The sequence below is a fragment of the Komagataeibacter intermedius TF2 genome, assembly GCF_000964425.1.
Taxonomy (GTDB): domain Bacteria; phylum Pseudomonadota; class Alphaproteobacteria; order Acetobacterales; family Acetobacteraceae; genus Komagataeibacter; species Komagataeibacter intermedius.
Map to the genome: position 1 here is coordinate 1 of NZ_BANF01000011.1, position 376 is coordinate 376.

The following is a 376-nucleotide window of genomic DNA, read 5'->3' on the forward strand; positions in this document are numbered from 1 at the left end:
GGCAGGGCCGGGCGCTGGATCGGATGTATCCCATCGTGATCTTCGATGCTCTTCGGGTAAAGATCCGCGATGCTGACAGCCGGACCGTTAAAAACAAGGCGGTTTACGTTGCTCTCGGTGTCACCCGCGAGGGAGTGCGCGAGGTTCTGGGGCTCTGGATCGCCGAGAATGAAGGCGCCAAATTCTGGCTTTCGGTCATGAACGAGTTGAAGAACCGGGGCATCCAGGACATCCTGATCGCGGTCGTGGACGGGCTGAAAGGCTTTCCCGAGGCCATCACCGCCGCCTTTCCCGAGGCGATGGTTCAGACCTGTATTGTTCACCTGGTGCGCCACAGCCTGAACTTCTGCTCATGGAAGGACCGTAAGGCCGTGGC

Annotated in this window: 1 protein-coding gene; it reads left to right on the forward strand. The window is 59.6% G+C overall.

Annotated features, from left to right (window positions below; translation table 11 throughout):
* Nucleotides 1-376: IS256 family transposase (locus B7449_RS02380; RefSeq protein ID WP_048883193.1), on the forward strand; the 376-nt coding region annotated here is incomplete at both ends.